We start from the raw sequence: 16,850 nt of genomic DNA on the forward strand, positions 1-16,850 counted from the left end.
CCTGCACGCCTGACTCAGCCCAGCGTGCCCTGCACGCCTGACTCAGCCCAGCGTCGCCAGCCAGCGCAGCAGCCCGCGCACACCCCAGCCGGTGGCGCCCTTGACCAGTTCGCCGTGCGTGTCGTCGGACCACGACGGCGCGGACATGTCCAGGTGCGCCCACCGGTCCCGCAGGTCGCCGGTGAACTCCCGCAGGAACAGCGCGGCGACCACCGAGCCGGCGCCCTGCGCCGGGGAGCTGTGCAGGTCCGCGATCTCGCTGGCCAGGTATTCCACGTAGTCGTCGGCGAGCGGCATCCGCCAGGCCCGCTCGCCGGCCGCGGTGATCGCGTCGAGCAGGCCGGTCGCGAGCGCGTCGTTCTCGCTGTAGAGCGCGGCGTGCCGCTTGCCCAGGGCCACGGCGTTCGCGCCGGTCAGCGTCGCCAGGTCGATCAGCAGGTCGGGCTTCAGCTCGCGGACCGCGTACGCCAGCGCGTCGGCGAGCACCAGCCGGCCCTCGGCGTCGGAGTTGGTGCTCTCGCTGGTCAGCCCGCCGTAGTGCCGGATCACGTCACCGGGGCGGAACGCCGAGCCGCTGACCGAGTTCTCGGCGAGGGGGGCGAGCGTGGTGACCCGGACCGGCAGGCCCAGGTCGGCGGCGCCGAGCGTCGCGGCGATCACCGCGGCGGCACCGGCCATGTCCTTGCGCATGAGCTTCATGGCCGGCACCGGCTTGATCGAGATGCCGCCGGTGTCGAACGTGATGCCCTTGCCGACGAGCACCACATGGGTCCGCGCGCCGTCGGGCCGCCAGTCCAGCTCCACCAGGCGCGGGCCGCTCGCGGAGCCGCCGCCGACGGCCAGCAGACCGCCGAAGCCCTCGGCCGCCAGCTCCTCCGGGCCGCGTACCCGCAGGTGCAGGCCGGGACGCCCGGACGCGACCTCGGCCACCTGGGCGGCGAACCACTCCGGGTTCTTGGTGGACGAGGGCATGTTCGTCAGGTCCCGGGCGAGCCGGGTCGTCTCGGCGGTCGCCCGGGCGGCGTCGAGCGTGCCGGCGAGCGCGTCCGGGTCGTCGACGAGCACCGACACCTCGGCCAGGGCGGGCCGCTTGCCGGCCTCGGTGAGGCGGAAGCGGTACGAGCCGAGCAGCAGCCCCTCGGCGAGGCCACGCAACGCCGCCGTCGCGTCGGCGGGAAGCGCGATGGTGATCTGCGTCTCATCCTTCGCCGCGCGGGCCAGCGCCGCACCCGCGGTACGCCAGTCGCGCTCGTCGCCGTCGCCGACGCCGAGCAGCCACAGCCGTGCCGGGGAGCCACCGGGGCGCAGGTGCTCGCGTACCTCACCGGCCGCGCCGGTGAGCCGGGTGGCGGGGAGTACGGCGGCGGCCTCGGCCCGGACGTCGTCGCCGATCGGCACGGCGGTCGGGACCAGTCCGGGTTCCGGCGAGGCGGTGGAGTCCGGCGAGGTCAGGGAGCCCGGCGAGTCCGGGGAGTCCGGCCCTCCGGGACGGACGGGCAGGACGAGAGCGTCGGGCCCCGCGGGCCCGCTCACCAGACGAATGACCAGCACGCTGGACCGTACCTCCGAAATGGGTTGAACAGGCACATTTCACCACGCGCCTGCCGAGGAAAGACCCTGAGCCACCGGGCACGCCGGTGGCTCAGGGTAGGACGAACCGCCCGCACGGCGGACGCCGTGCGGGACACTCCTCGAATCAGCCCGCGGCCGCCTTCAGCGCGTCACCGAGCGCGGTGGCCTCGTCGGGAGTCATCTCGACGACGAGCCGGCCACCACCCTCCAGCGGGACTCGCATGACGATGCCCCGGCCCTCCTTGGTGACTTCCAGCGGACCGTCGCCCGTCCGCGGCTTCATCGCCGCCATGTTGTCTCCCCTCAGACCTACACCAGGGTCGGTGAGTTGCCCCACAGCCACTTCGCCATCGCCATCCGCAACCATCGCGGAAGGCTCGACCAACGATTTTCCCTGATGAACACCGCCGGACCCAAACCGAAGCAGCATTGATGTAACAGCATCTAGCTTATCTTGGATAGGCCTGTCACAATGTGCGGTCATGCAGGCACGGTCGGCACTCTTCGACCTGTACGGCGACCACCTCCGGGCCCGGGGTGGCCGCGCACCGGTCGCCGCCCTGGTCAAGCTGCTCGCCCCGCTCGGGATCGCCCCACCGGCGGTACGCACCGCGGTCTCCCGGATGGTCCGCCAGGGCTGGCTGGAACCACTCCGGCTCGCGTCCGGACCGGGATATTCGATCACCCCGAAGGCGGCTCGTCGACTCGACGAGGCGGCGTCCCGGATCTACCGGACCGGGCGGCACAGCTGGGACGGGCGGTTCGATCTCCTGGTGCTCACCGCACCCTCCTCCCGCCGGGACCGGCAGCGGCTCGCCGCGAACCTCGCCTTCCTCGGCTACGGCACGCTCGACGACTGCACCTGGGTGGCCACCCGCCCGGGTGAGGACGTCGACCTGCTGCTCGACGAGGCGGGCGTGCGCTACGAGCGGTTCACCGCCGCCCACGCGGCCGGCACACCCGGCGCCATGGGCGTGGTCCGCCGCGCGTGGGACCTGACCGAGATCGGGCGGGCGTACGAACGCTTCGTGGCCGAGCAGAAGCCGCTGCTCTCCGGCGTCACGGTGCGCAGCAGCGACGAGGACGCGTACGCGGCCCGTTTCCGGCTCGTGCACGCGTGGCGTACGTTCCTGTTCCGGGATCCGCAACTGCCCCCGGCACTGCTGCCCGAGCGCTGGCCGGGCACCAGCGCGGCCAGTTTCTTCGACCGGCACGCGGCCCGGCTCCGGCCGGCCGCCGACCGGTACGTCGAGCAGTGCCTCGACGCCGGCAACCGCCTCGCCCGACAGAAGGGTCGTTAGAACGTGACCGAGCCGCTGCTCGTCGACCGCACCGACGCCGTCGTCACCCTGACGCTGAACCGCCCCACGGCGATGAACTCGCTCGACGTGGCGCTCAAGGAGGCGCTCCGGGACACGCTGGCCGAACTGGAGACCGACAGGTCCTGCCGGGCGGTCGTGCTCGCCGGCGCGGGCGGCTCGTTCAGCGCCGGGCAGGACCTCCGCGAGCACGTGCGGACGCTGGAGACCTCGGACGCCGACCCGCTGGCCACGGTCCGGGCGCACTACAACCCGATCGCCGCCCGGCTGGCCAACCTGCCCAAGCCGGTCGTCGCCGCGGTACGCGGGATGGCCGCCGGGGCCGGCGCCTCGCTGGCGTTCCTGGCCGACTTCCGTATCGGCGGCCCGAAGACCCGGTTCCTGATGGCGTTCGCCGGCGTGGGCCTCGCGGCCGACACCGGCGCCTCCTGGACGCTGCCCCGGCTGGTCGGTCACGCCAAGGCCGTCGAGCTGCTGATGCTCGCCGAGCCGGTGGGCGCCGACGACGCCTGCCGGCTGGGCCTGCTGACCAGGCTGGTGGACGACGACGAGCAGGTGCTCCCGACCGCGCAGGAGCTGGCCGCCCGGCTCGCCGCCGGGCCGACCGTGGCGTACGGGGCGATCAAGCGTCAGCTCTCCATCGCCGACGCGGGCACGCTCGCCGACGCGCTGGCCGCCGAGGCGCAGGCGCAGGCGATCTGCGGCGCCACCGCCGACCACCGGGCCGCCACGGCGGCGTTCGTCGCCAAGCAGAAGCCGGTCTTCGAGGGGCGCTGACCGCACCGGGAACGCGTCGTGCACCCGCTCAGCGGGCCACGTAGCCGCCGTCGATCGGGATGGTGTGCCCGGTGACCCAGGCCGCGTCGTCGGAGGCGAGGAACAGGACCACGCCCGCCACGTCGTCAGCGGTGGGGATGCCGGGCTTCGGGTTGAACGACTCCATCTGCCGGCGCATCTGCTCCGGGTCCGGCGCGTTCTCGATGAAGTGCTCCACGAGCGGGGTCATCACCACGGTCGGGGCGACCGCGTTCACGCGGATCCCCCGGGCGGCGTACTCGACCGCCGCGGAACGGGTCAGCCCGACGATGCCGGCCTTGGTGAACGTGTACGGCGAGATGTTGTCCTGCGCGGTCAGCCCGGCAGTCGACGAGGTGTTGACGATCGCGCCGCCGCCGGTACGCAGCATCGCGTCGATGGCGTACCGCAGCACGTAGAACACCCCGTCGCCGTTGATCCGGCGGACCTTCTCCCAGTTCGCCAGGTCCATCTCGTGCAGCGCCTGCTGCTGCCCGTCGATGCCGGCGTTGTTGAAGACGACGTCGAGCCGGCCGTACCGGCCGACCGCCTCGGCGATGCCGCGCTCGACCGAGGCGGCGTCGCCGGTGTCCATGGTCACCGCGAGCGCGTCCGGCAGGCTCGCCGCCACCCGCTCGGCGCCCTCGGTGTTGATGTCGGCGATCACCAGCTTGCCGCCCTCGGCGGCGAACCGGCGTGCCGTCGCCTCGCCCAGGCCGGACGCCCCACCGGTCACCAGCACGACCTTGTCCCGGAACCGCATGGCACCCCCTCCACCACGCCGGCCGGCGCCGGCCCCTTCCCGGACGCTACCGCGCGCGGCGGGAGGTCAGTCGTCCTCTTCCGGATCCTGGTTGGCCTCGACGCCGAGCACGAACGCCTGCATGGCCAGCTCGTCGCCGTACGGCGAGACGAACGCCGGCAGCTCCCGCGGGCCCAGCTCCTGCACGTAGGACCAGAAGATCCGGACCGCCTCGGCGCGCGACGCGGCCTCGATCGGCAGGTCCAGGCTGACCAGCCAGGTGCTGCGGGCGGGCGGCGGGCCGAGCCGGTCGGCCAGCGACCGCCAGCGGGCCGGGTCGAGCGCCACGACCGGACCGTCCGGCGCCGGGCCGTCGACCGGCACCGGCTCGTCCAGCACCCGCCGGGTGTACGTGACCACGAGCGGCCCGGCCACCGCGTCGGACTGCGGGTCGTCCGGGTCCTCAGCGGTCTCGGACGACGCGGGCGCCACCCGGCCGAGCGCGACCAGCCGCAGCGGCTCGTCGACCAGCACCGCCACCCGGTCGCCGGGCCGGGGGCGGGCCGCCTCGGACAACCCGGTCAGCTCCAGCAGGTCGTGGTGCACCAGCCGCTCGGCCTCGAAGCGCTCGGCGGGCAGCAGCACCGCCCAGGCGCCGGTAGTGGTCGCACCGTCTGTCGTCCCGCTCGTACGCGGCTCGGTGTCGGTCATGCCCCAATCCCATCACGCCGGAGGTGGCGCGCTCCGTCACACCCCGGCCCGGTCACCGCTCACGTGGCACTCGGCCAGGTGGTCGTCGACCATGCCGGTGGCCTGCATCAGCGCGTAGGCGGTCGTGGGGCCGACGAACCGGAAGCCCCGCTTCTTGAGCGCCTTGGCCATCGCCACGGACTCGGGGCTGGTGGCCGGCACCTCGGCGAAGGACCGGGGACGCGCGGCCCGGGGCGGGGGCGCGAACGACCAGAGCAGCGCGGACAGGCCCTCGGGCAGCTCCGACGCGGCCCGGGCGTTGGCGATCGCCGCCTCGATCTTGGCCCGGTTGCGGACGATGCCGGCGTCGGCCATCAGCCGGGTCACGTCGGTCTCGCCGTAGCGGGCCACCGAGTCGATCCGGAAGCCGGCGAAGGCGTCCCGGAACGCCTGCCGTTTGCGCAGGATGGTCAGCCAGGACAGGCCGGACTGGAACGCCTCCAGCGTCAGCCGCTCGTAGAGCGCGTCGTCGCCGCGCAGCGGCCGGCCCCACTCCTCGTCGTGGTAGACGGCGTAGTCGGGGGTGCTCGCCCCCCACGCGCAGCGCGGCAGCCCGTCCGCACCGGTCACCAGGTCAGTCACGGCGTCCACGATAGGCCGGGCCACCGACAGCCCTGCCGCGCCGACCGCCGGTCAGGGCAGGCGGCCCTGCTCGACCAGCCGGGCGAACTTCTTCAGCGCCTGGGTGAGGCTGAACTTCGAGCCGGGCCAGAGCACCGGCCACGCCACCCGACCGGCCTTCCCGCCCGGCAGGTGGAACCACTCGTGCCAGACCACCTGCGTGCGGTCGCGGTCCATCGGGGTGCAGCGCAGCACGCCGGGGCCGCGCAGCAGCTTGCCGCAGTGCACCACCCCGACCTCGTACGGCGCGTCGACCCGGACCACACGCATCTCGTCGCGGAGCACGGCCGGGCCGAGCGCGGTGACCGCCTCGACCAGGCTGCCCTCGCCGCCGTCGCCCTCCACCACCCGGACCCGGGTCAGCGGGATCCAGTCCGACTGCCGCTCCCACGCGGTGAGCGCGGCGAACACCCGGTCGGCCGGCGCCTCGACGATCACCGTGGCGGTGACCTCGGCGGCACCCCGGCGGGACGCCTCGGTGAAGTCGTCGGCCGGTCTGCCGGTGCCGGTCACGCCGACTCCGAGCGGACCACCGAACCGCGCTCCCGGTCGTCGTCGGCCGGGCCGGCCGCGATCCCGTTCGCCGGGGAGACGGTGTCCTCGGTCGCCGCGGCGGCGGGGGCCTCCGCCACGCCCGCCTCGGCCGGGGCGCGTCCCGGCTGCGCGTCGGTGTCGGTCCGGCCCGACTGCCGGTCGGTGTCGGTACGGGCCGGCTGCTCCGGCGCGGACAGGTCGATCACCACCGGCTCGGGGGTGGACGGGTCGGGCGCCTGCTCGGTCTCGGGGCGGGTCGCGGCGGCCTCCTCGCGCGCCCGGCGCAGCGCGTCGGCGTCCTCGGTACGGCCGTCCCGCAGGGCCGCGTTCTCGGCCTCCAGGACGCCGATCAGCTCGGTCTTGTAGCCGATGTCGTACGCCGCCCGGCGCAGGGCCGCGTCGACCTGGCTCATCCGGTAGCCGCGCAGCGCCGTGTCGAAGCGGACGTCGGACACGTCCGACTCGTCGAGCGGACGGCTGCCGGGCAGGGGCACGGCCCGCCCGTCCGGCTCCGCCGGTGTGAGGCCCGGATCCTTGCCGGAGACCAGCACCGTCACCCCGAACACCACAGCCGCGACGGTCAGCGCGACGACCAAGAGGAGCAGAACCTCACCCATGCACAGATCGTGGCATGCGGGCCGGGATCGGGCGAGCCCTCCGGGACGTCCGGTCGGTAAATGCGTCCGGCGCACGGGACCGGCACGGGCGGCTCGGGCGGGACCGGATAGCGTCGGACCGGCCGGTGCGGTCCGGCGGCGAGGAGGCGGGTATGACCGGGGCGTTGCGGCTGGGCGGACGGACGTTCACCCCCGGTGAGCTGGTGGTGATGGCGATCGTCAACCGCACGCCGGACTCGTTCTTCGACCGGGGTGCCACCTTCGCCCAGGACAGCGCGCTGCGCGCGGTGGAACGCGCGGTGGACGAGGGCGCCGAAATCATCGACATCGGCGGGGGGAAGGCCGGGCCGGGCGACGAGGTGGACGTGGCCGAGGAGATCCGGCGGACGGTGGACACCATCGCGGCGGTCCGGTCCGCCTTCCCGGACGTGGTCATCTCCATCGACACCTGGCGGGCCGAGGTGGCCGTGGAGGCGGTAGCGGCCGGCGCGGACCTGCTAAACGACACCTGGTCGGGGGCGGACCCGGCGCTGGCCCGGGTCGCCGCGGCGACCGGCGCCGGGCTGGTCTGCTCGCACGCGGGCGGGCTCGCCCCGCGTACCCGGCCGCACCGGGCCGCTTTCGACGACGTGGTGGCCGACGTGGTGGGCACCGTGACCGGGCTGGCCGAACGCGCGGCCGGGCTGGGTGTGCGCCGGGACGGCATCCTGATCGACCCGGCGCACGACTTCGGCAAGAACACCCGGCACTCGCTGGAGATCACCCGGCGGCTGGCGGAGCTGACCGGCACCGGCTGGCCGCTGCTGGTGGCCCTGTCGAACAAGGACTTCATCGGCGAGACGCTCGACCTGCCGGTGCCCGAGCGGCTGGAGGGCACGCTCGCCGCCACGGCGGTCTCGGCCTGGCTCGGCGCCCGGGTGTTCCGCGCCCACCAGGTCCGCGAGACCCGCCGGGTGCTGGACATGGTGGCGTCGATCCGGGGCGACCGGCCGCCGGCGGCGACCCGCCGCGGGCTCGCCTAGCGGTCAGGTCCAGCGCAGGACGCCGCGCCGCCAGGCGTAGAGGATGCCGAGCGCGACGATCGCCACGAAGACGCCCATCTCCACGACCGTGGTGGCGCCGAAGCCGGGCCGGTCGAAGACCAGCGCCCACGGGAACAGGAACACCGCCTCGACCGCGAAGAGCACGTAGAGGTACGCGTAGACGTAGTAGCGGATCTGCATCTGGGCCCAGTCGCCGCCGACCGGGTCGAGACCGCACTCGTACGAGGCCCGCTTGCCCCACGGTTCGGCCGGCCGACTCGGACGTAACACCCGGTTCGCCGAGAACGCCGTCACGAAGAAGAGCACGGCGGCGAGCAGCAGCAGACCGAGCGTGGCGTACGAGCCGAGGTATCCGGTCACGACCGGAGCGTACCGGTCCCGTCCAGATGTCCCGGACACGTTACGAATTCGTTTCCTCGCAGGACTAGTGCTTGATGGCAAGTATCACCGAATAATGGGATCTCATTGATCGTCCCGGAGGACAGATGCCCCGCCCCCGCGTTGCGCCCGTTCGGCGGGTCGCGCTCCGCCGTACCCTCGCGCTCCTGGCGCCCGCGCTCGTCGCGGCGCTGGTGGCGGTGGCGCCGGCCGGGGCCGTCGCTCACCCGGGACCGGCCGCCGCGCTCCGGGTGATCGAGCCCGTCGAGCCGGGCGGCGACCCCGGCGGCGAGCCGACCGAGCCCGCGCCCACCGGCGAGCCGACGGACACCGCGACGGCCCCGCCGCCCACCGAGCCACCGCCGCCTCCGACCACGCCGCCGGCGCCGGTCAGCACCTCGCCGGCCCCGCCGCCGACGAGCGCGCCCGCCGAGCCGGCGCCGACCACCGCCGCGCCGGCCACCACGGCACCGGCGCCCCCGCCGGTCGTGCCGCCGGTCAAGACCCCGCCGCCACCGCCGGCGCAGCCGGCCGGCGGGCCCCTGGGGGTACGCGTGACCACCGGCGACGTGGTCCTCCCGCCGGCCTACTGGAACGCCGACGCCACGGTGGCCACGCTGCTGGTGACGGTGGCCAACACGGGCGGACGGACGGAGCGGATCAGCCTCGCCTACACGCTGCCGCCGGGGCTGACCGACGCGGGCACCCCGGGTTGCGAGCCGGCCGGCGACGGCAACCACAGCTGCGTCGGGTGGGACGCCGAGCCGGGTGCCCGGTTCAGCGCGACCATCCGGGTCCGGGTCGACGGCGACGCCTGGCGGACCATGCCGCTGGCCGGATCGGTCCAGGTCACCGCCGTCGCGCCCGGGGTGACCGGCGCGGCGTACGACGACGAGGGCTTCGCGGTGCTGTTCCCGCCCGGACCGCCGGTACCCGGCATCTCGCTGCGCGCCGAGGAGGTGCTGTTCGACATCAGCGGCGCGCCCAGCACGCTCACCGTCCGGCTGGGCAACACCGGCAAGGTCGACGCCGCGGGCCGGATCGAGGTGCTCCTGCCCGAAGGGGTGACCGTGGCCGGCACCGAGAGCGGCTGCGCCCAGGTGTCGGCCGACCGGACCCGCTGCGAGCTGGGCGCGCTGGCGGCCGGGCGGACCGCTACCGTACGGCTGACGCTCGCCGCCTCGGCGGAGGCGCAGCGGCGGGCGCCGCTGTCCGGCGCGGTGATCGGCCGGCTGGATCCGCGTAGCGGGCGGGACCGGCAGGTGCAGATGAGCTTCCGGATCAGCGCCGCGGCGGCGGACGCCGTCCCGCCCGGCGGAGCGCCGGCTCCGACCGGTTCGCAGGGCGTGCTCGTCGCGGCCGGCGAACGGGACCGCGACGACACCTCGGTCCGGGGGACCGCCATCGCGCTCATCGCCGTGTCCGGTCTCCTGGTCGTGCTCGCGCTGACGCTGGCGACCCGTTCGCTGCGCCGCCGCAGCGACATCACCGCGCCGGAGCGTCCGATCACCGACCGGTGATCATGGATATGTGGTGATCTGGGTTACGGGCCCAGGTACTAAACCCTGCAAAGCAGGGCATACAGCGGCCCGATCCAGTCCCATACGTCGGACCTCGACCAAGGTGGCCCTAACGTGGCGACGTAGGCTCTGACGTGAGAATCGGAGCGGGCCGGGCCGGCGAGGGCGACGGCGCTCAGTTAAGCGAGGTGCGGGTGTGACCAAGCAGATCCGTCAGCTGGACCGGGTGGTCATCCGGTTCGCCGGTGACTCCGGCGACGGCATGCAGCTCACCGGCGACCGGTTCACCTCGGAGACGGCGCAACTGGGCAACGACATCTCCACGTTGCCCAACTTCCCCGCCGAGATCCGCGCTCCCGCCGGGACCCTGCCCGGCGTGTCGAGCTTCCAGGTGCACTTCGCCGACTACGACATCCTGACCCCGGGTGACGCCCCGAACGTGCTGGTGGCGATGAACCCGGCCGCGCTGAAGGCCAACCTGGCCGACCTGCCGCGCGGGGCGGACATCATCGTCAACACCGACGAGTTCACCCGGCGCAACCTGGCCAAGGTGGGCTACGCGGCCAGCCCGCTCGACGACGACTCGCTCGCCGGGTACGCGGTACACCCGGTGGCGCTCACCTCGATGACGATCGGCGCGCTGGCCGAACTCGACGTGTCCAAGAAGGACGCCGAGCGGGCCAAGAACATGTTCGCGCTCGGGCTGCTGAGCTGGATGTACTCCCGCCCGTACGAGTCCACGCTGCGCTTCCTGGAGCGCAAGTTCGCGGCCCGCCCCGAGCTGGTGGCGGCGAACGTGGCAGCGTTCCGGGCCGGCTGGAACTTCGGCGAGACCACCGAGGACTTCTCCGTCCGGTACGAGGTCAAGCCGGCCAAGATGCTGCCGGGCACCTACCGGAACATCACCGGCAACGCGGCGCTGTCCCTGGGCCTGGTGGCGGCAGGCGTGCGTTCCGGGCTGCCGGTGTTCCTCGGCGCGTACCCGATCACGCCGGCCTCGGACATCCTGCACGAGCTGAGCAAGCACAAGAAGTTCGGCGTGGTCACCATGCAGGCCGAGGACGAGATCGCCGCGGTCGGTGCGGCGCTGGGTGCGTCGTACGGCGGCGCGCTCGGCATCACCACCACCAGCGGCCCGGGTGTGGCGCTCAAGAGCGAGACGATCTCCCTGGCGGTGGCGCTGGAGCTGCCGCTGGTCATCGTCGACGTGCAGCGGGCCGGTCCGTCCACCGGCATGCCCACCAAGACCGAGCAGGCCGACCTGAACATGGCCCTGTACGGCCGGCACGGCGAGGCGCCGGTCGCGGTGATCGCGCCGAAGTCGCCGTCGGACTGCTTCCACGCGGCGCTGGAGGCGGCCCGGATCGCGCTGACCTACCGCACCCCGGTGATCCTGCTGTCGGACAACTACGTCGCCAACGGCTCCGAGCCGTGGCTGCTGCCCGACGTCGAGTCGCTGCCCGACCTGCGGGTCGAGTTCGCCACCGAGCCCAACGGCGAGGACGGCACCACGTTCCTTCCGTACCTGCGGGATCCGCAGACGCTGGCCCGCCCGTGGGCGGTGCCCGGCACGGCCGGCCTGGAGCACCGGATCGGCGGTCTGGAGAAGGCCGACAAGACCGGCGACATCTCGTACGACCCGGCCAACCACGACTTCATGGTGCGGACCCGGGCCGCCCGCATCGAGACGATCCCGGTGCCGGATGTCGAGGTGGAGGATCCGGACGGCGACGCCCGGGTGCTGGTGCTGGGCTGGGGCTCGACGTACGGGCCGATCGGTGCCGCCTGCCGTGGCCTGCGTCAGCGCGGGCTCTCGGTGGCCCAGGCCCACCTGCGGCATCTGGCCCCGATGCCGGCCAACCTCGGCGAGGTGCTGAGCCGCTACGACAAGGTGGTCGTGCCGGAGATGAACCTCGGCCAGCTCGCCCACGTGATCCGGGCGAAGTACCTGGTCGACGCGATCGGCTACAACCAGGTCCGCGGCCTGCCGTTCACCGCCGCCGAGCTGGAGACGATGCTGGAAGAGGTCCTGAAGAATGTCTGAGCCCGTCGCCCTCAAGCTCACCGCCAAGGACTTCAAGTCCGACCAGGAGGTGCGCTGGTGCCCCGGTTGCGGCGACTACGCCATCCTGGCGGCCGTACAGGGCTTCATGCCGGAGCTGAACATCCCCCGGGAGAACATCGTCTTCGTCTCGGGCATCGGCTGCTCGTCGCGCTTCCCGTACTACATGAACACGTACGGCATGCACTCGATCCACGGCCGCGCCCCGGCGATCGCCACCGGCCTGTCGGTGTCCCGGCCGGACCTGTCGGTCTGGGTGGTCACCGGTGACGGTGACGCGCTCTCCATCGGCGGCAACCACCTGATCCACGCGCTGCGTCGCAACGTGAACCTCAAGATCCTGCTGTTCAACAACCGGATCTACGGTCTCACCAAGGGCCAGTACTCGCCCACGTCCGAGGTCGGCAAGATCACCAAGTCGACGCCGGTGGGCTCGGCGGACGCCCCGTTCAACCCGCTGTCGCTGGCGCTCGGCGCCGAGGCCACGTTCGTGGCCCGGACGATCGACTCGGACCGCAAGCACCTCCAGTCGGTGCTGCGGGCCGCCGCCCAGCACGAGGGTTCGGCGTTCGTGGAGATCTACCAGAACTGCAACATCTTCAACGACGGCGCGTTCGACCCGCTGAAGGAGCCGGCCACCCGGGACGACTTCCTGATCCGGCTGGAGCACGGGCAGCCGATCACGTTCGGCAAGGACGGGCAGTTCTGCGTCGTCCACCCGCCCGGTGGCTTCGGGCTGGAGGTCCGGGAGACCGCGAACACGCCGGCCGACCAGATCGTCGTGCACGACGCGGGCGTGGCCGACCCGGCGTACGCGTTCGCACTGTCCCGGCTGCCCGGCCTGGACCTGAGCAACACCCCGATCGGGGTGTTCCGGTCGGTCGGCCGCCCCTCCTACGACAGCGTGGTGCAGGAGCAGGTCGCGGCTGCCAAGGCCGGCGTCGACAAGACCCCGGAGCAGCAGCTCGCCGCGCTGCTCGGCAGCGGCGACACCTGGACGATCCTCTGATCCACCGCTGACCCGTCACGGTCGAAGGGCGGGCCGTTCCCCCGTGGAACGGCCCGCCCTTCGCGTGTGCGACAGCCCGGTCAGGCGGCCGCCGAGGCGGGCACCCACAGCTCGTCGACGGCCCGCTCGGCCGCGGCGAGGCTCTGCTCGAACAGCGGGATCAGCTCGGCCATCGCCGGGTTGACCGGGGCCAGCGTCAGCTCGGCGCAGATGAACCGCGGCTCCAGCCCGGTCAGGGACAGCCCGTGCGGCAGCCACGGCTCGGCGTGGTCCCAGCCCTCCCGCGGGGTGCCCGGGCCGTACCCGCCACCGCGGCTGACCAGGACGACGAACTGGCGGTCGCCGAGCAGCCCGGCGTTCGTCACCGGGTCGTACGCGATGCCGGGGGCGATCAGGTGGTCGACCCAGGACTTCACGCTGCTGGGCGCGCCGTAGTTGTAGAGCGGGAGCCCGAGCAGGACGGTGTCGGCCTGCTTCACCTCGGCCACCACCTCCTCGGTCAGCCGCCAGGACGCCTGCTGCTCCGGGGAGTGCTGATCCGGCGGCACCATGCGCGCGAGGCCGCTCGCCGTGTCGAGGTGCGGCAGCGGGTTCTGACCCAGGTCGCGGTAGGTGACCGTGCCGTCCGGGTGGGCGGCACGCCACGCGGCGGCGGCGCGGGCGGTGAGCCGCCGGCTGATCGACCGCTCCCCGGTGATGCTGGAGTCGATGTGCAGTAGGTGCGCCATTGGTGATTCCTCCTCCGACGATCGTTCGTGTAGGACCAACTATTTATAGCAGGTCGATGTTCCCCGGGCCGCGTAAACTGGGTCACATGTCCGCCGCACCGGTCGAGGAGTCCGAGCGCCGCTCCGGGCCCCTGCTCGACCACCTGGCCCGGCGGATGCGGCTGCGCTCGGAGTCGGTACTCGCCCCGCTGGGCCTGCGCCCCCGCCACCTGGTGGCGCTCACCGTGCTGCGCGACGCCGGCGGAATCAGTCAGCAGGCGCTCGCCGGCACGCTCCAGATCGACAGCACGAACGTGGTCGGGCTGCTCAACGACCTGGAGGCGGACGGCCTGGCCGAGCGCCGCCGCTCCCCGGAGGACCGCCGCCGGCACGAGGTACGCCTCACCGAGGCGGGCACGAAGCGGCTGCGCGAGGCGGAGTGCGCGCTCGCCGGGGCGGAGGAGGAAGTCCTCGGCGCGCTGGCACCGGGCGAGCGGGACCTGCTCTACGACCTGCTGCGGCGGGCCACCCAGGGCCGGTCGTCGACCTGCGGCGAAGTGATCGCGGAGGGCGGCCCGGGCGCCTGCTGACCGCGGGCGCTCAGCGGGGCCGGGTCAGATCGCGGTGGTGGCCTGCGGCCGGTCGTCCCGGACGTGGACGAGCATGTCGCCGGTCTCGATCACCGAGGCGGCACGGTCGTTGAGTGTGACCACCTTGCCCCGGCGGACCAGCGCGATGACCAGCGCCTCCAGCTCGCGCGGCGAGCGGCCCACCTCGCTGCGCTCGGCCGACCGCATGGCCAGCGCCATGCCCTGACCCGGGGTGAGCAGGTCCTCCACCACGTCGATCAGGGGCGGGGCCGAGGTGGACAGGCCGAGCAGCCGCCCGGCCGTGGCCGACGAGACGATCACGTGGTGCGCCCCGCTCTGCTTGAGCAGCGGCGCGTTCTCCGCCTCCCGGACCGCCGCGATGATGCGTACCTGGCCGGCGGTGAGCTGCCGGACCGTGAGCGCCACCAGCACCGACGCGTCGTCGCTGTCCGTCGCGATGATGACCGACTTCGCGGTACGCACGTGCGCCTGCTCCAGCACCGACGAGCGGGTCGCCGAGCCCTCGATCGTCACCAGCCCGTTGGAGGTGGCCTGCCGCAGCGCCGGCCCGCTCCGCTCGACCACCACGATCTTGGACTTGTCCGTGCCGTTCTCCAGCAGGGCGGAGACCGCGCTTCGACCCTTGGTGCCGTAGCCGCAGATGATGACGTGGTCCTTCACGGTTCTCCTCCACCGCGACAGGCGACGGCCGGTGCGGTACTGCTCGGTCAGGACTTCCAGGGTGGTGCCGACCAGGATGATCAGGAACAGCACCCGGGCGGGGGTGATGAACAGGACGTTCGCCAGCCGCGCCGACGAACTGACCGGCGTGATGTCGCCGTACCCGGTGGTGGAGAGCGAGACCACCACGTAGTAGAAGCAGTCGAGCAGGGTCAGGCCGCTCTCGTCCACGTCGCGGTAGCCGTCGCGGTCCAGCCAGACCACGAAGACCGTGGCGAAGACCAGGCCGAGGGCGGCGAGCAGGCGCAGACTCAGCGCGCTCAGCGGCCCCCGCCGTTGCGCGGGAAAATGGATCACCGTCGGTCCTGCTCCGCCACCTGCACGCCCACAAGATAACGGGTACGCCGGGATCCGGCCCGCCGGGTGACGATCGGTACCCGCCGGGGCCGCTGCCGGCGACGTGGACAGGGCATGATGGGGACGTCGGGACGGCGACCGCGAGGAGGCCGGCATGTCGTTGCTGCGACGCGTGATCGGCGGGGTGCTCCGGCGCATCCGCCTGCGCCAGGGCCGCACGCTGCGCGAGGTGGCCCAGGCCGCCGGCGTCTCCCTGCCCTATCTCTCGGAGGTCGAACGCGGCCGCAAGGAGGCCTCCTCCGAGGTGCTCGCCGCGATCTGCCGCGCGCTCGGCATCCACCTCGCCGACCTGCTCGAAGAGGCCCGCGACGAGCTGCGCCGGGAGCGTCCGGCCCCGGTCGGTCCCGGGATCTCGGCGGCCCGCTTCGACCGGGTGCCGGTCGCCCGCACCGGGCCGCAGCTGCGGGTCGGCCCGCCCCGGCTGTCCGTCACGCGCCGTCCGGCCGTGTCGCCCCGGCAGCACGTGACCCGGCGGCCCGCCGTCTCGCTCCGGCCGCACGTCGCCCGCCGGCCGGTCACCGCCACGCCGCTGCTGGGCGGCGCGCTGCGGCCCTTCGGCCTGGTGCCGGCGCCGCTCGGTGCGCCCCTCGACGCCGCCACGCCGATCGGGTTCGGCGGCGGCATCCGGATCTGGCCGGCTCCCTCCGCCCCGGCCGTCCGCCCCCGTCCGCGTACCTCCGTCACGCTGGCGCGGCGGCGAGCCCGCGCGGGCCGGCGGCGGCCGGTCGCCGCGTAGCTTCTGCCGACGGCGAATCTGCCCCGGGCAGAAAGCCTGGGCCGCACGGGTGCGCCCGGCGGACGCTGGAGACCGCCGGGTTCCCGGGCGGTCCCCCGCCCACCGGCGGCACGGAGGTGGCGGCGATGAGTGGCATCTGGATGCTCGACGAGGGGCAGCCGGCGTTCGGCGACCGGGTCTTCGAACGGCTGCTGAAGGAGCGGATCATCTTCCTCGGCACCGAGGTCACCGACGCGTCGGCCAACCAGATCTGCGCGCAGATCCTGCTTCTCGCGGCCGAGGACGCGGAGCGCGACATCTTCCTCTACATCAACTCGCCGGGCGGCTCGGTCAGCGCCGGCATGGCCGTCTACGACACCATGCGGTACGTCAAGAACGACGTGGCGACGCTGGCGCTCGGGATGGCCGGGTCGATGGGACAGTTTCTGCTCTGCGCCGGGGCGGCGGGCAAGCGGTTCGCGCTGCCGCACTCGCGGATCATGATGCACCAGCCGTCCGGCGGGATGGGCGGCACCGCCGCGGACATCACCATCCAGGCCGAGAACATGCTGCACGTGAAGCGCACCATGCAGGAGCTGATCGCCCGGCACAGCGGGCGGACGCTGGAGGAGATCCAGCGCGACTGGGACCGCGACCGCTGGTTCACCGCCGAGCAGGCCCGCGAGTACGGCCTCGTCGACCAGGTGCTCACCCGCGTCGACCAGCTCGCGGCGTGAGCGGGCGCGGCCCGGCCGGTCCCGCACCGGCCGGGCCGCGC

General features: G+C 73.4%; 19 protein-coding genes. 9 read left to right on the forward strand and 10 right to left on the reverse strand.

The genetic code is table 11. From position 1 onward, the window contains the following. Nucleotides 1-42: 42 nt before the first annotated feature. Nucleotides 43-1,551, reverse strand: a complete 1,509-nt coding sequence (locus tag OC439_RS06675; protein ID WP_262012670.1) for a leucyl aminopeptidase family protein — start codon at nucleotides 1,549-1,551, stop codon at nucleotides 43-45. 145 nt (nucleotides 1,552-1,696) lie between these two features. Continuing rightward, the gene (locus OC439_RS06680; RefSeq protein ID WP_013283866.1) at nucleotides 1,697-1,864 is read right to left on the reverse strand and encodes a DUF3117 domain-containing protein; all 168 of its coding nucleotides are present in this window, start codon (nucleotides 1,862-1,864) and stop codon (nucleotides 1,697-1,699) included. A 190-nt stretch (nucleotides 1,865-2,054) separates the two neighbouring features. Here OC439_RS06680 and OC439_RS06685 point away from each other — a divergent pair, with 190 nt between their 5' ends. Both OC439_RS06685 and OC439_RS06690 read left to right on the forward strand, forming a co-directional pair. After that, on the forward strand, nucleotides 2,055-2,873 hold the full coding sequence (locus OC439_RS06685; RefSeq protein ID WP_135243178.1) for a PaaX family transcriptional regulator C-terminal domain-containing protein: 819 nt from the start codon (nucleotides 2,055-2,057) through the stop codon (nucleotides 2,871-2,873). A gap of 3 nt (nucleotides 2,874-2,876) precedes the next feature. After that, nucleotides 2,877-3,668: an enoyl-CoA hydratase/isomerase family protein gene (locus OC439_RS06690; protein ID WP_194798738.1), complete on the forward strand. Its 792-nt coding sequence runs from the start codon at nucleotides 2,877-2,879 to the stop codon at nucleotides 3,666-3,668. 28 nt (nucleotides 3,669-3,696) lie between these two features. On the opposite strand, the gene OC439_RS06695 is transcribed toward OC439_RS06690, so the two are convergent. The 5 genes from OC439_RS06695 to OC439_RS06715 form a co-directional block, all read right to left on the reverse strand. Beyond that, a complete protein-coding gene (locus tag OC439_RS06695) occupies nucleotides 3,697-4,449 on the reverse strand; it encodes an SDR family NAD(P)-dependent oxidoreductase (protein ID WP_262012671.1) in 753 nt (250 codons plus the stop codon). 66 nt (nucleotides 4,450-4,515) lie between these two features. Beyond that, nucleotides 4,516-5,139: a hypothetical protein gene (locus OC439_RS06700; protein ID WP_262012672.1), complete on the reverse strand. Its 624-nt coding sequence runs from the start codon at nucleotides 5,137-5,139 to the stop codon at nucleotides 4,516-4,518. A gap of 36 nt (nucleotides 5,140-5,175) precedes the next feature. After that, nucleotides 5,176-5,760, reverse strand: a complete 585-nt coding sequence (locus OC439_RS06705; RefSeq protein ID WP_194798741.1) for a DNA-3-methyladenine glycosylase I — start codon at nucleotides 5,758-5,760, stop codon at nucleotides 5,176-5,178. Between the two features lie 51 nt (nucleotides 5,761-5,811). Then, nucleotides 5,812-6,312 (reverse strand): SRPBCC family protein, encoded by a 501-nt coding sequence (locus OC439_RS06710; RefSeq protein ID WP_262012673.1) that lies wholly within the window; start codon nucleotides 6,310-6,312, stop codon nucleotides 5,812-5,814. After that, nucleotides 6,309-6,950, reverse strand: a complete 642-nt coding sequence (locus tag OC439_RS06715) for a DivIVA domain-containing protein (protein WP_262012674.1) — start codon at nucleotides 6,948-6,950, stop codon at nucleotides 6,309-6,311. Before OC439_RS06715 ends, OC439_RS06710 begins: the two co-directional genes overlap by 4 nt. 152 nt (nucleotides 6,951-7,102) lie before the next feature. Here OC439_RS06715 and folP point away from each other — a divergent pair, with 152 nt between their 5' ends. Continuing rightward, nucleotides 7,103-7,972 (forward strand): dihydropteroate synthase, encoded by an 870-nt coding sequence (gene folP, locus OC439_RS06720; RefSeq protein ID WP_262012675.1) that lies wholly within the window; start codon nucleotides 7,103-7,105, stop codon nucleotides 7,970-7,972. A 3-nt stretch (nucleotides 7,973-7,975) separates the two neighbouring features. On the opposite strand, the gene OC439_RS06725 is transcribed toward folP, so the two are convergent. Next, nucleotides 7,976-8,353, reverse strand: coding sequence for an NADH-quinone oxidoreductase subunit A (locus OC439_RS06725; RefSeq protein ID WP_030273665.1), 378 nt, complete (start codon nucleotides 8,351-8,353; stop codon nucleotides 7,976-7,978). A gap of 125 nt (nucleotides 8,354-8,478) precedes the next feature. On the opposite strand from OC439_RS06725, the gene OC439_RS06730 reads away from it, so the two are divergent. The 3 genes from OC439_RS06730 to OC439_RS06740 all read left to right on the forward strand — a co-directional run bounded on the left by OC439_RS06730 (nucleotide 8,479) and on the right by OC439_RS06740 (nucleotide 12,962). Next, entirely contained in the window at nucleotides 8,479-9,891 is a 1,413-nt protein-coding gene (locus OC439_RS06730) for a hypothetical protein (RefSeq protein WP_262012676.1), read from the forward strand. 196 nt (nucleotides 9,892-10,087) lie between these two features. Further along, nucleotides 10,088-11,935 carry a 2-oxoacid:acceptor oxidoreductase subunit alpha gene (locus OC439_RS06735; protein WP_194798746.1) on the forward strand — a complete coding sequence of 616 codons (1,848 nt, stop codon included), beginning with the start codon at nucleotides 10,088-10,090 and terminating at the stop codon, nucleotides 11,933-11,935. Then, complete coding sequence (locus OC439_RS06740) at nucleotides 11,928-12,962, forward strand: 2-oxoacid:ferredoxin oxidoreductase subunit beta (RefSeq protein WP_262012677.1); 1,035 nt, start codon at nucleotides 11,928-11,930, stop codon at nucleotides 12,960-12,962. The genes OC439_RS06735 and OC439_RS06740 overlap by 8 nt, the downstream gene beginning before the upstream one ends. Nucleotides 12,963-13,042: 80 nt before the next feature. Here the strand turns inward: OC439_RS06740 and OC439_RS06745 are convergent, their stop codons facing one another. Then, nucleotides 13,043-13,690, reverse strand: coding sequence for an FMN-dependent NADH-azoreductase (locus OC439_RS06745; protein ID WP_262012678.1), 648 nt, complete (start codon nucleotides 13,688-13,690; stop codon nucleotides 13,043-13,045). A gap of 86 nt (nucleotides 13,691-13,776) precedes the next feature. On the opposite strand from OC439_RS06745, the gene OC439_RS06750 reads away from it, so the two are divergent. After that, nucleotides 13,777-14,259: a MarR family winged helix-turn-helix transcriptional regulator gene (locus OC439_RS06750; RefSeq protein WP_174361689.1), complete on the forward strand. Its 483-nt coding sequence runs from the start codon at nucleotides 13,777-13,779 to the stop codon at nucleotides 14,257-14,259. 24 nt (nucleotides 14,260-14,283) lie between these two features. On the opposite strand, the gene OC439_RS06755 is transcribed toward OC439_RS06750, so the two are convergent. Then, the gene (locus OC439_RS06755) at nucleotides 14,284-15,297 is read right to left on the reverse strand and encodes a potassium channel family protein (RefSeq protein ID WP_135243166.1); all 1,014 of its coding nucleotides are present in this window, start codon (nucleotides 15,295-15,297) and stop codon (nucleotides 14,284-14,286) included. Nucleotides 15,298-15,451: 154 nt separating this feature from the next. Between OC439_RS06755 and OC439_RS06760 the strand changes: the two genes are divergently transcribed. Both OC439_RS06760 and OC439_RS06765 read left to right on the forward strand, forming a co-directional pair. After that, nucleotides 15,452-16,093 carry a helix-turn-helix domain-containing protein gene (locus OC439_RS06760; RefSeq protein WP_262012679.1) on the forward strand — a complete coding sequence of 214 codons (642 nt, stop codon included), beginning with the start codon at nucleotides 15,452-15,454 and terminating at the stop codon, nucleotides 16,091-16,093. Between the two features lie 125 nt (nucleotides 16,094-16,218). Beyond that, entirely contained in the window at nucleotides 16,219-16,809 is a 591-nt protein-coding gene (locus OC439_RS06765; RefSeq protein ID WP_194798752.1) for an ATP-dependent Clp protease proteolytic subunit, read from the forward strand. The last annotated feature ends 41 nt before the right edge of the window (nucleotides 16,810-16,850 follow it).

Source organism: Micromonospora sp. Mcm103 (assembly GCF_024519755.1).
Lineage (GTDB): Bacteria > Actinomycetota > Actinomycetes > Mycobacteriales > Micromonosporaceae > Micromonospora > Micromonospora aurantiaca.

Bases quoted from the DNA above. Each gene is read 5' to 3' on its own strand.
- OC439_RS06750 (WP_174361689.1), top strand. From the start codon at position 13,777: ATGTCCGCCGCACCGGTCGAGGAGTCCGAGCGCCGCTCCGGGCCCCTG.
- OC439_RS06700 (WP_262012672.1), bottom strand. From the start codon at position 5,139: ATGACCGACACCGAGCCGCGTACGAGCGGGACGACAGACGGTGCGACC.
- OC439_RS06680 (WP_013283866.1), bottom strand. From the start codon at position 1,864: ATGGCGGCGATGAAGCCGCGGACGGGCGACGGTCCGCTGGAAGTCACC.
- OC439_RS06685 (WP_135243178.1), top strand. From the start codon at position 2,055: ATGCAGGCACGGTCGGCACTCTTCGACCTGTACGGCGACCACCTCCGG.
- OC439_RS06740 (WP_262012677.1), top strand. From the start codon at position 11,928: ATGTCTGAGCCCGTCGCCCTCAAGCTCACCGCCAAGGACTTCAAGTCC.
- OC439_RS06730 (WP_262012676.1), top strand. From the start codon at position 8,479: ATGCCCCGCCCCCGCGTTGCGCCCGTTCGGCGGGTCGCGCTCCGCCGT.
- OC439_RS06695 (WP_262012671.1), bottom strand. From the start codon at position 4,449: ATGCGGTTCCGGGACAAGGTCGTGCTGGTGACCGGTGGGGCGTCCGGC.
- OC439_RS06715 (WP_262012674.1), bottom strand. From the start codon at position 6,950: ATGGGTGAGGTTCTGCTCCTCTTGGTCGTCGCGCTGACCGTCGCGGCT.
- OC439_RS06745 (WP_262012678.1), bottom strand. From the start codon at position 13,690: ATGGCGCACCTACTGCACATCGACTCCAGCATCACCGGGGAGCGGTCG.
- folP (WP_262012675.1), top strand. From the start codon at position 7,103: ATGACCGGGGCGTTGCGGCTGGGCGGACGGACGTTCACCCCCGGTGAG.
- OC439_RS06765 (WP_194798752.1), top strand. From the start codon at position 16,219: ATGAGTGGCATCTGGATGCTCGACGAGGGGCAGCCGGCGTTCGGCGAC.
- OC439_RS06760 (WP_262012679.1), top strand. From the start codon at position 15,452: ATGTCGTTGCTGCGACGCGTGATCGGCGGGGTGCTCCGGCGCATCCGC.